At 45.0% G+C, this 12,837-nt stretch carries 12 protein-coding genes and 1 pseudogene; 6 read left to right on the top strand and 7 right to left on the bottom strand.

Annotation, left to right across the window (positions count from 1 at the left end; translation table 11 throughout):
- The first annotated feature begins 16 nt into the window (after nt 1-16).
- Nucleotides 17-1,771, top strand: coding sequence for a putative 2-aminoethylphosphonate ABC transporter permease subunit (locus H6G17_RS02885; protein ID WP_192153983.1), 1,755 nt, complete (start codon nt 17-19; stop codon nt 1,769-1,771).
- A 112-nt stretch (nt 1,772-1,883) separates the two neighbouring features.
- Here H6G17_RS02885 and H6G17_RS32360 read toward each other — a convergent pair.
- Together H6G17_RS32360 and H6G17_RS32365 are read right to left on the bottom strand one after the other, a co-directional pair.
- Nucleotides 1,884-2,285, bottom strand: a pseudogene (locus tag H6G17_RS32360) (IS1 family transposase); the annotation flags it as partial.
- Nucleotides 2,286-2,366: 81 nt separating this feature from the next.
- Nucleotides 2,367-2,654 (bottom strand): IS1 family transposase, encoded by a 288-nt coding sequence (locus H6G17_RS32365; protein ID WP_199316450.1) that lies wholly within the window; start codon nt 2,652-2,654, stop codon nt 2,367-2,369.
- Between the two features lie 232 nt (nt 2,655-2,886).
- Between H6G17_RS32365 and H6G17_RS02895 the strand changes: the two genes are divergently transcribed.
- Together H6G17_RS02895 and H6G17_RS02900 are read left to right on the top strand one after the other, a co-directional pair.
- Nucleotides 2,887-3,324 (top strand): NINE protein, encoded by a 438-nt coding sequence (locus H6G17_RS02895; RefSeq protein ID WP_192154290.1) that lies wholly within the window; start codon nt 2,887-2,889, stop codon nt 3,322-3,324.
- A gap of 134 nt (nt 3,325-3,458) precedes the next feature.
- Entirely contained in the window at nt 3,459-3,974 is a 516-nt protein-coding gene (locus H6G17_RS02900; RefSeq protein WP_015153158.1) for a ComEA family DNA-binding protein, read from the top strand.
- A 17-nt stretch (nt 3,975-3,991) separates the two neighbouring features.
- Here H6G17_RS02900 and H6G17_RS02905 read toward each other — a convergent pair whose 3' ends face one another.
- From H6G17_RS02905 to H6G17_RS02915, 3 genes are all read right to left on the bottom strand, one after another.
- Nucleotides 3,992-5,398 (bottom strand): cytochrome P450, encoded by a 1,407-nt coding sequence (locus tag H6G17_RS02905; RefSeq protein WP_192153985.1) that lies wholly within the window; start codon nt 5,396-5,398, stop codon nt 3,992-3,994.
- A 296-nt stretch (nt 5,399-5,694) separates the two neighbouring features.
- Nucleotides 5,695-6,786 (bottom strand): spore photoproduct lyase family protein, encoded by a 1,092-nt coding sequence (locus H6G17_RS02910; RefSeq protein WP_192153987.1) that lies wholly within the window; start codon nt 6,784-6,786, stop codon nt 5,695-5,697.
- A 75-nt stretch (nt 6,787-6,861) separates the two neighbouring features.
- Nucleotides 6,862-7,218, bottom strand: a complete 357-nt coding sequence (locus tag H6G17_RS02915; RefSeq protein ID WP_015153152.1) for a hypothetical protein — start codon at nt 7,216-7,218, stop codon at nt 6,862-6,864.
- A gap of 215 nt (nt 7,219-7,433) precedes the next feature.
- On the opposite strand from H6G17_RS02915, the gene H6G17_RS02920 reads away from it, so the two are divergent.
- From H6G17_RS02920 to H6G17_RS02930, 3 genes are read left to right on the top strand one after another with little or no spacing between them, the layout of a single operon-like run.
- Complete coding sequence (locus H6G17_RS02920; RefSeq protein ID WP_192153989.1) at nt 7,434-8,660, top strand: acyl-CoA dehydrogenase family protein; 1,227 nt, start codon at nt 7,434-7,436, stop codon at nt 8,658-8,660.
- A complete protein-coding gene (locus tag H6G17_RS02925; RefSeq protein WP_192153991.1) occupies nt 8,644-9,420 on the top strand; it encodes a PIG-L deacetylase family protein in 777 nt (258 codons plus the stop codon). Before H6G17_RS02920 ends, H6G17_RS02925 begins: the two co-directional genes overlap by 17 nt.
- Entirely contained in the window at nt 9,417-10,001 is a 585-nt protein-coding gene (locus tag H6G17_RS02930) for an SAM-dependent methyltransferase (RefSeq protein WP_192153993.1), read from the top strand. The genes H6G17_RS02925 and H6G17_RS02930 overlap by 4 nt, the downstream gene beginning before the upstream one ends.
- A 108-nt stretch (nt 10,002-10,109) precedes the next feature.
- On the opposite strand, the gene H6G17_RS02935 is transcribed toward H6G17_RS02930, so the two are convergent.
- A complete protein-coding gene (locus H6G17_RS02935; protein WP_192153995.1) occupies nt 10,110-11,777 on the bottom strand; it encodes an alpha-amylase family glycosyl hydrolase in 1,668 nt (555 codons plus the stop codon).
- A 160-nt stretch (nt 11,778-11,937) separates the two neighbouring features.
- A complete protein-coding gene (locus tag H6G17_RS02940; RefSeq protein ID WP_192153997.1) occupies nt 11,938-12,828 on the bottom strand; it encodes a cyanophycinase in 891 nt (296 codons plus the stop codon).
- Between the last annotated feature and the right edge of the window lie 9 nt (nt 12,829-12,837).

Below are 12,837 nucleotides of genomic sequence, written 5' to 3' on the forward strand. Positions count from 1 at the left end.
AGGAAGTTTAACCAATATGACAACAACTCAAAGAGCGGTTTTTCGCCAACGATCGCAAATTGTTACTACCGAAGACTGGATAATGAGAGTGCTGCTAATTCTCGGCACTCTTTGGCTTTTGGTAGGGGTGGTTCTGCCGCTTTACCCGATGATGGCGCGGAGTTTTCAAGATTCTAGCGGTCGGTGGGTTGGTTTTGCCAATTACATCCAGTATTTGACGACACCAGCTCTAGCAGCTTCCTTTTTTAATAGTTTATATATTGCGATCGCCAGCACTATTATTGCTGTCATGTTGGCGTTTATTTATGCTTATGCTCTCACCCGCACGGCAATGCGAGGAAAGAATATCTTCCGGATCTTGGGTATGTTACCGCTTTATATTCCGCCTCTTGCCCATGCGATCGGACTGATTTACTTGTTTGGCAACCAAGGTGTTGTTACAACGGGTTTATTCGGTTTGTTACCTGGTTGGAATATCGGACTCTACGGTGCTAACGGCATCATTATCGGGGAAGTCCTCTACTGTTTTCCTCAAGCACTCGTAATTCTCATCACAGCTTTGAGTTTAACTGATGCTCGCTTATACGAAGCATCTGAGGTTTTGGGCAGTTCTCCCACTCGCACGTTCTTGACTGTCACCTTACCTGGAATCAAATACGGCTTAATGAGTGCGATTTTTGTCTGTTTTACGCTTGCCTTTACAGACTTCGGCGTACCGAAGGTTGTCGGCGGTAACTTTAACGTGCTAGCAACAGATATCTACAAGCAAGTCATCGGTCAGCAAAATTTTGCGATGGGTGCAACCATCAGCGTGTTTTTATTAATACCAACAGTCGTTGCTTTTATTATCAATCAAATCGTGCAACGCCGCCAGACAGCAGCAGTGAGTGCTAAAGCGGTTCCTCTCCAACCAAAACCCAATCCTAGTTTGGACGGGATGATGTTTGGTTTTTGTACTTTAACTGCTGGATTTGCTGTCATCGTTCTGCTGACAATTGTTTTTGCTTCTCTAATTCAAGTTTGGCCCTACAACTTTACTTTGGGTTTCAAACATTACAACTTTAGTACCGTAGGTGGCGGTGGTTACGGTGCCTATTGGAATAGCATTCAAATGTCGTTTTACACCGCAGTAGTGGGAACGATCGCAGTCTTTATCAGTGCCTACCTAGTAGAAAAGGGTAAAGGGTTCAAATGGTTGCGCGGCGTTAACTACTTTTTGTCTACAATTCCGCTTGCCTTACCAGGGTTAGTTCTCGGTCTTGCCTACGTTTTCTTCTTCAACAATCCTTACTGGGAAATTCCTTTTATTCAAAATTATCTCCTAGTCAATCCCTTCAATTGGCTCTACGGCACGATGGGGATTTTGGTGTTGTGTAACATCATTCATTTCTACACGGTTTGTTTTCTCACAGCAAATACAGCCCTCAAACAGATCGATCCAGAGTTTGAGGCGGTTTCTGCTGCCATGTCTGTGCCATTTTATCAAACGTTCTGGCGCGTCACAGTTCCCCTCTCCTTACCCGCGATTTTGGAGATTGGGATTTATTACTTTGTCAACGCTATGATTACGATTTCCGCCATTATCTTTCTTTATCCTCCCACGCTCCCAGTCGCAGCAGTGGCGATCGTCAATATGGATGATGCGGGAGATACGGCAGCGGCGGCGGCTATGTCTGCACTGATTGTCTTTACCAGTATTGGGATACGTATCCTCTACTGGTTTCTGACGCAAGGGTTGCAAAAGCGCACCCAAGCTTGGTTGCAACGTTAGAGATCCCCCAAACCCCCCAAAACACAAGGGGGGCTTTGAAATCTCTCTAAAAGGAGCGGGAGATAAAAACAAATTGGTAACTTGGAGGTGTTATACATATGTTAATTTGGTTTTAAATTGCTCGTCCAAACTCATAGCGATTAATAAATAACCCGATGACAATATCATGCATAACAATAGATTTAGAGAAACAAATTGTCTTCCGAGCGAGTCGCTTAATACGAGTCCGTAAATTCAAGTGTTTATTTTCAATTTTTTGAGTGTTTTTCTTGCTAATTTCATGCTGACTTGCTTCTAGATGGCGTTCATATGCACCCCAACCGTCAGTATAAAATCGAGTAATTCCCAATGGTTCCAATAGTGCTTTGAGTTGTAAAAATATATCGTCTTTGCGTCTCCCGAACACATAAGACAAAACTTTGCCACTATGACGCTCGATCGCGTGCCATAACCACCTTTGATTAGCTTTGTTTCCCACAAAACTCCACATTTCATCGCTCCTCAGATTCTCTTTGTGGCTCTGCTTCGTCTAGCTTAACCAGACAAATATCAACTGCAACTGCCTCGGAATCCAGTTGCTTCAATACTGATATATTCACTTGTTGCAGTTGTGGTTTCTTTTTTTTAATTCTTTGATAACAGTGCTAGTACTCACACGTAATACTCTTGCTGTATCTCGAATACCGCTTCCATTAAGTGCCATGTCTGCGATTTGTTCTTTGACTTTTTTGGATTGACCAGGATAAGCATAATCCAAAATGAATGTTCGACCACTACAAGGATCTTCTCGACATTGATATCGTTGCTTTCCTTGGGGAGTCTTACCATTCTTAACAAGATCTGTTCCCTGGCAGTAAGGACAATGTAGTATTTGTGTAATCATGGCTACTCTTAACACAGTTGATGTTGCTACTTTTTAAGTGGAAATTGTTATATCAACAATTCTACAACATCTCCCTCCTCCCTTTCCTCCCGACGCTGACCTTACGGTACAGCGCGGATCTCCAGGGAGGTTGAAGATGAATAATATAGAAGGTAAGGTAGTTAAAAAGCGATCGCTGCCTTGACAAAATACCTTTAATCCCCCCTTTTCCTTTGGAGTTGTCCTCATGAGCATCGTCAGCCAACAAAAAAATCGTAAAGTTGCTGCTACTCTGGCTTTTGCTTGTACGGTGTTGCCGATGCCAATTGCTGGATTGCACAAATTTTACTTGGGACAGCCTTTGTGGGGACTGCTTTATCTACTGCTCTCATGGACACCTATACCCCGCGTAGCTAGCGCCATTGAAGGATTTTGGTATTTAGTACAAGACAGTGAGGAGTTTGACCTCAACTTTAATTCTGAATTCGGTGAATTAGGCATGTCTGGAACGAGCGTGACTAATCTTGCCAATTTTTCCATTTTATCTAAGCGCCCCTCAACTACAGTCATGCCAGCCCGAGTGAGCGCGATCGCATCTGCTATGAGAGAATTAGACGATCTCCGCCAAGAGGGGTTAATCTCCGAATACGAATTTGAGCAAAAACGTCGCCAGTTATTAGAGCAAATATAATTTTATTGGTAATGGGTAATGGGTAATGGGTGATAAGCAAACCCGACTCCTGTACGGGCGGGTTCAATTATAGGACTATTTATTCCAGTACAGTTATCTTCAAAAAACCCGCCCCTACAACTCCCGACTCCCCAATGCTCAGTTGGCTGCAAATTCAAACGATCCGCAATCGATTGCTAAACGATCCCTATTATCGGTTGCAATCATTAGAAGAAATTGCTGTGGCGGTGTCTTTAGGAATTCAGATTGATGTCAACCAAGCAACGGTAGATGACTGGTTAAGGCTACCGGGACTTTCCATACATCAAGCGCGATCGCTCGTTCAACTCAGCCATGCTGGGGTACAGTTTTATTGTATTGAAGATATTGCCGCTGCTTTGAGCGTTCCCGTACAACGCCTCGCACCCTTGACACCAATCCTCAAATTCTGTTACTACGATGCAGAGACTTCTCCTCTGATTCGCCTCAATCCCAATACAGCGACAGTAGAAGATTTAATCCAAATTCCCACTATGGATTTGGCATTAGCGCAAGCAGTTGTAGAAAATCGTCAGATGGCTGGTGCTTATCGAAATTTAGTTGATTTTCAAAAACGATTGTCCCTTCCAGGTCAGATTATTTCTCAGTTAATGCATTATTTAAGTTTTTGAGTCTCATCTTAAGTCACTTAGCGATTGCTCGTCAGCAATACTTTTGAATTTTGACTTTCCACTTTTGACTTTTGCTCCACAATCATTTTCATATTAGCTGGAGGAGCAACTGTTAAACCGCGACGAGTTGGTTTGACAGGACGGTTACTTGCTAATTTGAGATCGTAATTTGAAAGGATATTTGCTAATACTAATTTCATTTCAAATAAGGCAAAAGCTGCACCGATACAGCGGCGATTACTACCACCAAATGGCAAATACTCGTAAGGAGAAAATTGCCGTTCTAAAAACCGTTCTGGAATGAATTGTTTAGGTTGAGGATAGAGATCCTCGCGCTGATGGGTGAGATAAATAGAAATCACCACAATCGATCCCAATTCAAATTGATAGCCACCAATGTCCATTGGGACTTTCAAAATGCGCGGGAAAGGACTAATCGCAATTGGATAAATGCGGAGGGTTTCGCAACAAACAGCATTCAAGTATGGTAGTTTAGCGATCGTACTCGGATCGGGATTGTCTCCTATCGAGTCAATTTCTGATTGTAACTTTTCTTTGACTTCCGGCAGGCGATCGAGCCAATATAATGCCCAGGCAAGTGCTGAAGCAGTTGTTTCGTGTCCGGCAAATAATAAAGTTAGCAGTTCGTCGCGCAATTCTTCATCGGTCATAGGTTGACCTGCTTCGTCTCGCGCTGCTAGTAGTAAAGAAAGAATATCATCGCGCTGTGGAGACGTTGAATGCGAAATTTCTGCACGTCTTTGTTGAATTTCTGCAATTAGCAAGTCATTAATTTGCTGTTTCATTTGCAAAAACAGTCCCCAAGGACTCCACTTTCCCCAATCTTTTTGTAGGGAAGGGAAGAATAGTACCATCGAACTTACAGGGGAACTGACAGTTTCTAACAGAGAGGTTAGCAGTTTTCGTAGGCGATCGCAGCGTTCCCCGCCATCCAAACCAAAAACAGCGCTGAGGATGACGCGCATCGAGATTTCTTGTGTCGCAGCACGAACGGTTATCGATTGTCCTACTTGCCACTGACTGGTAACTTGTGTAGTAATATCCCAAATAGTTTGTCCGTAAGTTCGCAAGCGATCGCCGTGAAAGGGTGGCATTAATAACTTACGCTGACGCTGATGTTTCATCCCGCCGAGTAAAATCAGCGAATTAGCTCCTAATAACGGTAGTAAAATATCATTACCGCTATTAGTATCAAAAAACTCTGGATTTGCACCTAAAACTTGCTCGATCGCGGCTGGATTGCTCAAATATACCATCGACGGTGAGGCATTCTTGGCGATCGCAAAAATATCTCCATACTTTTTCGCCCGTGCCTCCATCACCTCAAACGGGCGTAAGATCCAATTAATAAATCTCAGTCTCCGCAGCCAAGGCGAACCACTGGGACCATCGGGTAATCGCATACTAGGGGTTAGGGGTTAGGGGGACAAGGAAGACAAGGGGGACAAGGAAGCTATTCTAACCATCAGTCACCAATCACTGTTTTATTCTAATGCTCTTATAGCTGTAGCAGTTAGCTCATCTAAGGCGATCGCACCTCATACACAATTGACTCCAATTACAATACACTTCTAGCAGAAGAAGTGAGTAGCGAGCAGTGATGAATATTGACTAGTGCGCGATAGCAGTGGTGCATGACAGCTCCAACCCTAAATCTTGCGTCAAAACCCACCCGTACAGAAGTCTCACAAATGACAAATTAAGTCCAATACAAAACTTTTGCTTGAGGAAAACGCTGTTGAATCTGGCGCTCGAAAAATCTGCGTAACTCTCTCATCGTGTCGGTATCGTATACGTATTTCGTGCCACCAAACTTATTGCGCTTGACGCTGCGCTTTGACTCGTCCATGTCTAACTTGGTTTGAGGATACCAAGAAAGCAAAACCTCTTTGGAACCTGGAGTAAAGCGGTGAGAAATCAACTCAAAAGTTAAGTCGCAATCGAAATCTAATGCTGCGCTAATCGCATCAAATAACTGAGTGTAATGCGATTCCCAGTCTTCCATATCCATAATGGGTGCAATGACTAACCCCACAGGATAACCGCCACCACCTTGCGATCGCGGTAATGCTAGCTTTCTTAACGCCTGCAATCTCGCGCCTACAGAAGCCGTACCACCCTCAAATCTTCCCGATATAGGTGCGGCGTTAACGCTGACACGACAGCGCGTATGACCGTTGTGAGGCAGCTCTAACAAGCTATCTACATTATCAAATTTCGATACCCAACGCAAATATCCATCTTGGCGCGTCCCGAAGTGGCGGATGCACTCAGCCAAACTACCCGTGAGATGCTCGATTCCCAGAGGATCGGTGTAGCAACTCACCTCAAAACTAGTCGCTTTACTTTGCTGCTCGTATGATGCAGTATTGGCTAAAATCTGCGGTAAATTGGCAAAAACGCGAATGACTGGTGGACCTTGCAAGCTTCCAGCTAAATAACAATATTGACAATGTGCTGGACAACCTTCAGCCAGATGAAACTGCCAGTCAGCCGAAGGAGGAATAGGACTGAGTTTCAAAGCACTTGGTGGTGCGGTGACAACGGCGAGGGTGCGCTTGGCAATATCGTAGGTTTCGCGATCGCTCTCTCCTCTCAAATTTGTCAAACGGTTGCGCGGTAATTCTTCTACTGGTAGGTTGAGCGCCTGTACCCGTGCTAAAATTTGCTGAGCGTAGGGTTCCGCTAAAGCTGCGGGAGTAAATATGACCCGTTCTGGCATCCACAATCGCGCCGAACGGACTTGCATTTGCGCAGACGGTTGATTGAATTTGTCTTGTGCGATCGTCATGCGAGAAAAATCACGATATAGTTTGCATCTTGTAGAGACGTTACATGTAACGTCTCTACACGAGGTTGAATGTGTCTATTCTTCGATCGCTCCCTTAATCCGTCGTTCTAAGCGATCGAGATCTAACTCACCTTCATCGCGGACAATCCGACGAATCGTCGGGTTGATGTTTTGCAGATCGATGAGTAAATCCTGCAAAATCTCTTGTTGCTGGCGAGACTGGGTAATGTCGCGTGGCTCTTGGACTAAATCCCGTACGATCGAGTCTTCTGCACGCGAAGCCACAACCGGATCGACTTGCCCTTCAAGGTGTACGAATGTCCGCCGTCCTGGTCCCCGATCTTCCTCAATCGGTACAATCGATGTCACTTGGTCGGAACGGACGTACTTGCCATAGCCGAGGTGTACTAACACCGATGACTGTATTTTCATGTAGTGGATCTAAAGCTGTCTGATGTGATATATCTATTATGACAAAGGTAGGATGTGCCTTATCTGTACCTATAGAGCGGGTTTTACGAGTTTTTAGTAGTATTAGCCGTTAAGCAATAATTCTTACTTAAGTCACTGACAAAGCGTGTCAGAAGACAGATGTTTTCTCATAAAATTGCCAACATCATCGTTATAGATGTTTGCAGAAAGAGCCAGTGAGGAAAGTAGATACGATCGCGTCACTATCAACCCAAGAAATCAGCCCCCAAAAATTATCTCTGGCTGAGTTACTGGTACGGGCTGAGGAAATTGCCGATTTCTGTGCAAGTAACGCTGCGGCAATTGATGTCAATGGAGCCTTTCCAGTCAAAGAATTTGAGTCGATCGCCCAAGCTGGTTTACTAGCAGCACCTTTACCACCAGAATTAGGTGGACTGGGGTTAGGAATTGACTCTAGCCGCACTTGGGAAACGTTGCAATTGCTCAAACAGATCGGACGCGGGAATCTTGCCGTGGGGCGAATCTATGAGGGACACGTTAACGCCTTACAATTAATTCAAACATTTGGGACGAAAGCACAAATCGAAGCATATGCCAGCGATGCCCGCGATCGCCACAAAATATTTGGCGTATGGAATGCTGAAGCTAGCGATGGCGTGAAAATCTTCCCAATGGGAGATGGCAAGTATCAGTTGCAAGGGTCGAAAACCTTTGCTTCTGGTTCTGGCTACGTAGAACGTCCTTTTGCTAGCGGTGCTTTGCCAGATGGCAGCTGGCAAATGTGTATCGTCCCGATGGAAGAAGTTGCTACAGTCAGCGATCCGGCTTGGTGGCAACCTTCAGGAATGCGGGCAACAGCAAGCTTTAAGGTAGATTTCAGTGGGGTAGAACTGGATGCTGGGGTGCTAATTGGCAAACCAGGAGACTACTACAGACAACCTTGGCTGACAACAGGAGTGATTCGGTTTGCTGCCGTACAGCTAGGTGGGGCAGAGGCATTATTTAATGAAACCCGCAAGTATCTCGACAAATTAGGCAGAACTCTCGATCCGTATCAACAGACGCGGGTGGGGCAAATGGCGATCGCCATTGAAAGCGGTAATCTGTGGTTGCGTGGCGCAGCAGATTTAGTCAAAGCATACGCCCCTACTTTTGCTGGTGATGCCAATACCTCCAACGAACAAGCAGATAAGTTAGTTGCCTATGCCAATATGGTACGCACGGCGATCGAGCAAACCTGCATGGATGCAATTCAACTGTGCGAACGCTGTGTTGGGACGCGGGGTTTACTACCACCAATTCCAATGGAACGGATTATTCGAGATCTGACATTGTATCTGCGTCAACCTGCATTTGATGCAGCGATCGCTAATGTCGGACAGTATGCCCTATCTGAATCCTCACCTGCAAATTCTCTCTGGTGTTATGAGTCAGACGACTAATCAATCGCTATTTAGCAACCCGACTATTTTACCTTGGCGTAGCGTGGCTGAAATTGCCACAGGGTCTATTTTAGTCATCGCACCCCATCCCGACGACGAAACTTTAGGTTGTGGGGGTGCGATCGCCCTATTAAAGTCTTTAGGCAATCGGGTAAACGTATTAGTTATCAGCGATGGTACGATGTCTCACCCGCGATCGCGCCAGTATTCCACAGCCAAATTGCGATCGCTGCGCGAAGCCGAAACCCGCACTGCTACAGCGACTTTAGGCGTAGAGGCATCTGCGGTAGATTTTCTTAGATTACCAGATGGGGCAGTACCCACTCCAGAAATACCCGATTTTGCAGCAGCAGTTGAAATGTGTCGCGATCGCATCACAGCCATAAAACCCGATATAGTGTTCCTACCCTGGCGATTCGATCCTCACTCCGATCACCGCGCTACTTGGCAGATCGTTCATTATGCCATCGTGGGGGCGCACGGCTATGCGCCCCCACATCCCCAAAATTCGCCTCGATTCATTGAATATCCGATTTGGGATTGGGATGAAACGCAAAGAAGAGATCTAGCAACAAGCGATCGCATTACAGCATGGCGGTTAGATATCAGCGATGTTGTCGAAGTGAAAAAACAGGCGATCGCGGCGTATCGTTCTCAGACAACGAATCTAATTGACGACGATCCAGAAGGCTTTCGTCTCACGCCAGAAATGCTGGCAAATTTTACCCGTAATTGGGAAGTGTATGTGGAAGAACTATGAAACAATCCTTACCAGCCAGTTACTTTGACAATCTTTACACCGCCGATCCCGACCCATGGAAATTTGAAACCAGCGAATACGAAGCAAATAAATACGCTGCCACGATCGCCGCTTTATCCAGATCGCGCTATCATTCTGCATTTGAAATTGGCTGTTCGATTGGAGTCTTAACCGCAAAATTAGCCAATCGTTGCGATCGCCTGCTATCTGTAGACTTATCGCAACCAGCCTTAAACCGTGCTATAAAACGTTGCGAATCTCTCCCAAATGTCCGCTTGCAACTGATGGGAGTACCGCAAGAATACCCCGATGAAACCTTCGATCTAACTCTAGTTTCCGAAGTCGGATATTACTGGTGTTGGGAAGACTTGAGAAAAGCACAACAACTGATTCTGTCTCACCTAGAACCAGGCGGACATTTACTTTTAGTTCACTGGACTCTCTACGCCAAAGACTATCCACTCAGCGGCGATGAAGTCCACGAAGCATTTTTAGAACTAGTCCCTACTCAACTACGCCATCTCAAAGCACAAAGAGAAGAACAATATCGGCTCGATTTATTTGAGAAAGTTGGTAGTTGATAGTTGGTAGTTGGTAGTTGGTAGTTGCTCATTTGTGAGTTATCAGTCGATCTATGACTTGTGACTTGTCTTCCTGATATGACTTTCCTTCTGCCCTCTCCCATAGAATTAGCTCGACAAGATAAATACTTTCGCTGCATATTCTGCTAGATCGACAGTCGCACCCTTATCGGTGGCTTCAATCTCATAATTATGAGTCCACTCGTACCACTTACCCGTAGCGGGAAACTTGGTAACTTGATAACCAGCTAAAAACTGGTTAGAAAAGTTAGCTACAACTACAACTCGATCGCCTGCATCGTTCCAACGCACGTAAGCCAAAACTTTCGCATCTGAGTTTTCATGAAAAAATTCGATATTGTTACTTTGGACGGCAGGATGTTCTTTGCGTAAGGCAATTAAGCGCTTGTAGTATGACAATAAATCTTGATTGCGATCGCTCTCTAATAAAGACCAGTCCAGTTTATTCGGTCGATTAGGGGTTTGACGAGAAGGCATCCCGAATTCTTCCCCCATCCAAATCATCGGTATGCCTACTGCTGTCATGAGTAAAACTGCTGCCAATTTCACCCGTTTAAACGCAGCATCATCAAATATACCGCGATCGCCTAACTCTGCCATTAGATGGTTGCGATCGTGACTGGCAAGGTAATTTACCATATTGGTAGCATCTTCATAACCTTGGGGCTTGCCATCCAATACTTCTTTGAGTTTGTTTAAATCGAACTGTTCGCCACTAATGTAAGGCACAATAAAATAACGAAAACTTTCGTGCCAACAGCCATCCATTGGTCCCTTTAAGCCAACAAGATCGGGCGATTCGGGAATGCGTTCGCCCACGTTGTAAAAAGGTTTTGAACTAGCAACGTTTCTAGCTTCCTGAGTAATCCAATGAAAAAAATCGTTGTTATTTAACTGGGCGACGGCATCAAACCGAATACCATCAAGGTGAAACTCTTGAACCCAGTAGCGCACCACATCGCCGATAAATTTCCAAGCCGGACGAAGATCTAAATTGTCGTCGGATTTTTCGTAATTAAACTCGGGTCCCCAATAATTACTAGAATCGTTAGGATTTTTCGCTGAGGGGTAATACCAGTAATTGCGATCGATGAGTAATAACGGACATTCTTCATCAGAATGGTTGTAAATGCCATCCATGAGAACGCGCATACCTCTAGCATGGCATTCATCAATTAACTGCTTGTATTCATAACTAGAGCAATAACTAGATTCGGTAGCGAAGAAATGGCGGACTTTATAACCCCAGCTATAATCCCCAGGAAATTCATTCACAGGCATGAATTCAATTGCATTGATTCCCAGTTCGCTGAGATAATCTAGCTTTTCCATGACATCTTGAAATTTACCGTGATTTTGTTCGTCACCTTCTCCCCCGGAAAAATCAGCAATATGAAGTTCGTAAATAATTAATTCGCGATTGGTTGGTAAAGGTCGATCGTCGTGTTGCCAGACGTAATCATCGACAATTTTTTTCCCGTCTTTAATCCGTACGATACTATTATGGTTGTCGCGATCGACATCTGTAGCGTAAGGATCGACCGCCTCTATCCATTCATCAGGTTCAAAGTTAGGACTTTTGGTTTGCAGGCGAAATTTATATTGATACACCCCGTCTTCTAATTCTACTTGGGTGCGGAAATATCCGTCCTCGCCCTTCGTCATGGGAATCTCTTGCCAGTTGGAGAAAGACCCAATTAAATTTGCTGCATTATTGTAGGGAGCAAAGAGCGAGAATTCTTGATGATTTTTCATTACCTTGCCCGATTAACTGCTGCGGATGACAAAATACGACAATTTTCTCTACATATATCGGGCGATCGCCTCATACCAGAGAAGGAATGAGGTACGTACATATGTAGGGGCGCACAGCTAGCTGTGCGCCCCTACATATGTATTACACCTACATATAATTTTAGACAGTTGCCTGACTAGCTGCTACGTTGCCATTAGTCACCCCGTTATTCGAGGTTGAACTTTCCAAAGTTGAGTTATTCGAGGTGAAATTTTCCAGAATTGGCTTACGAGTTTTCAGATCGAACTTGTAACCGTGGGGCAGAATGTGCAATCTTGAGCCACATATTGCCAGCGGTTCATCTTTTAAGATCTCGCTTACGTTAGTGTAGGTTGCTTCTGATTCATCAACTATAGTGACAGAACCTTCGCCAATCACTTCAAATTGACTATCGGTTACTACCATAGCAGTATTTTCGTCAATCCCAAATCCTAGAACGGCTGGTTGCTGTGCTAAGGCAGAAATTAAGCGCCCTAACCGTCCCCGTTGAGAAAAATGCTGATCTATCACCACTCCTGGTAAAAATGCCATTCCTGGTCCCAATTCCACCGTATCCATGCGGGGATGAGTTTCTCCGTCTCCTTCAACAATCATCACATCTGGCATCACCGCTGCACCCGCACTCGTACCTCCTACGACTACTCCTTCGCCAAAACGCTTGTGAATCAGTGCATCTATATCTGTATCTTTGAGAATATCGGTGATCCGGGCTTGGTCGCCGCCAGTAAAAAAGATTCCCGTAGCTTTTTCGATCGCTTCTAGGGCAGTAGAGGATCTAGCATCTTCACGGGTTTCGGTGTCAATTATACGAGCATCTTCCGCGCCCAGACGCTCAAATACTCTGATATAGTTTTCTCCTACATCTCTCGGTAATTCCGTGGCTGCCGTCATAATCACAATTCGTGCTTTTGTTCCCCCAGCGCGGCGGACGAATTCCCTTAAAACTTGGCATTCACCTTCTTTGTCTTCTGCACCGCCAATAATGACTAGCGCCCCCCGATTGTTACTCATACTCGTATC

Origin of the sequence: Chroococcidiopsis sp. [FACHB-1243] (assembly GCF_014696895.1) — a bacterium.
Taxonomy (GTDB): Bacteria; Cyanobacteriota; Cyanobacteriia; order Cyanobacteriales; family Chroococcidiopsidaceae; genus Chroococcidiopsis.

Coding starts and splice junctions, on each gene's coding strand:
- H6G17_RS02930 (WP_192153993.1), top strand. CDS start 9,417: ATGAAACAATCCTTACCAGCCAGTTACTTTGACAATCTTTACACCGCC.
- H6G17_RS02940 (WP_192153997.1), bottom strand. CDS start 12,828: ATGAGTAACAATCGGGGGGCGCTAGTCATTATTGGCGGTGCAGAAGAC.
- H6G17_RS02910 (WP_192153987.1), bottom strand. CDS start 6,786: ATGACGATCGCACAAGACAAATTCAATCAACCGTCTGCGCAAATGCAA.
- H6G17_RS02915 (WP_015153152.1), bottom strand. CDS start 7,218: ATGAAAATACAGTCATCGGTGTTAGTACACCTCGGCTATGGCAAGTAC.
- H6G17_RS02885 (WP_192153983.1), top strand. CDS start 17: ATGACAACAACTCAAAGAGCGGTTTTTCGCCAACGATCGCAAATTGTT.
- H6G17_RS02900 (WP_015153158.1), top strand. CDS start 3,459: ATGCTCAGTTGGCTGCAAATTCAAACGATCCGCAATCGATTGCTAAAC.
- H6G17_RS02905 (WP_192153985.1), bottom strand. CDS start 5,398: ATGCGATTACCCGATGGTCCCAGTGGTTCGCCTTGGCTGCGGAGACTG.
- H6G17_RS32365 (WP_199316450.1), bottom strand. CDS start 2,654: ATGATTACACAAATACTACATTGTCCTTACTGCCAGGGAACAGATCTT.
- H6G17_RS02925 (WP_192153991.1), top strand. CDS start 8,644: ATGAGTCAGACGACTAATCAATCGCTATTTAGCAACCCGACTATTTTA.
- H6G17_RS02935 (WP_192153995.1), bottom strand. CDS start 11,777: ATGAAAAATCATCAAGAATTCTCGCTCTTTGCTCCCTACAATAATGCA.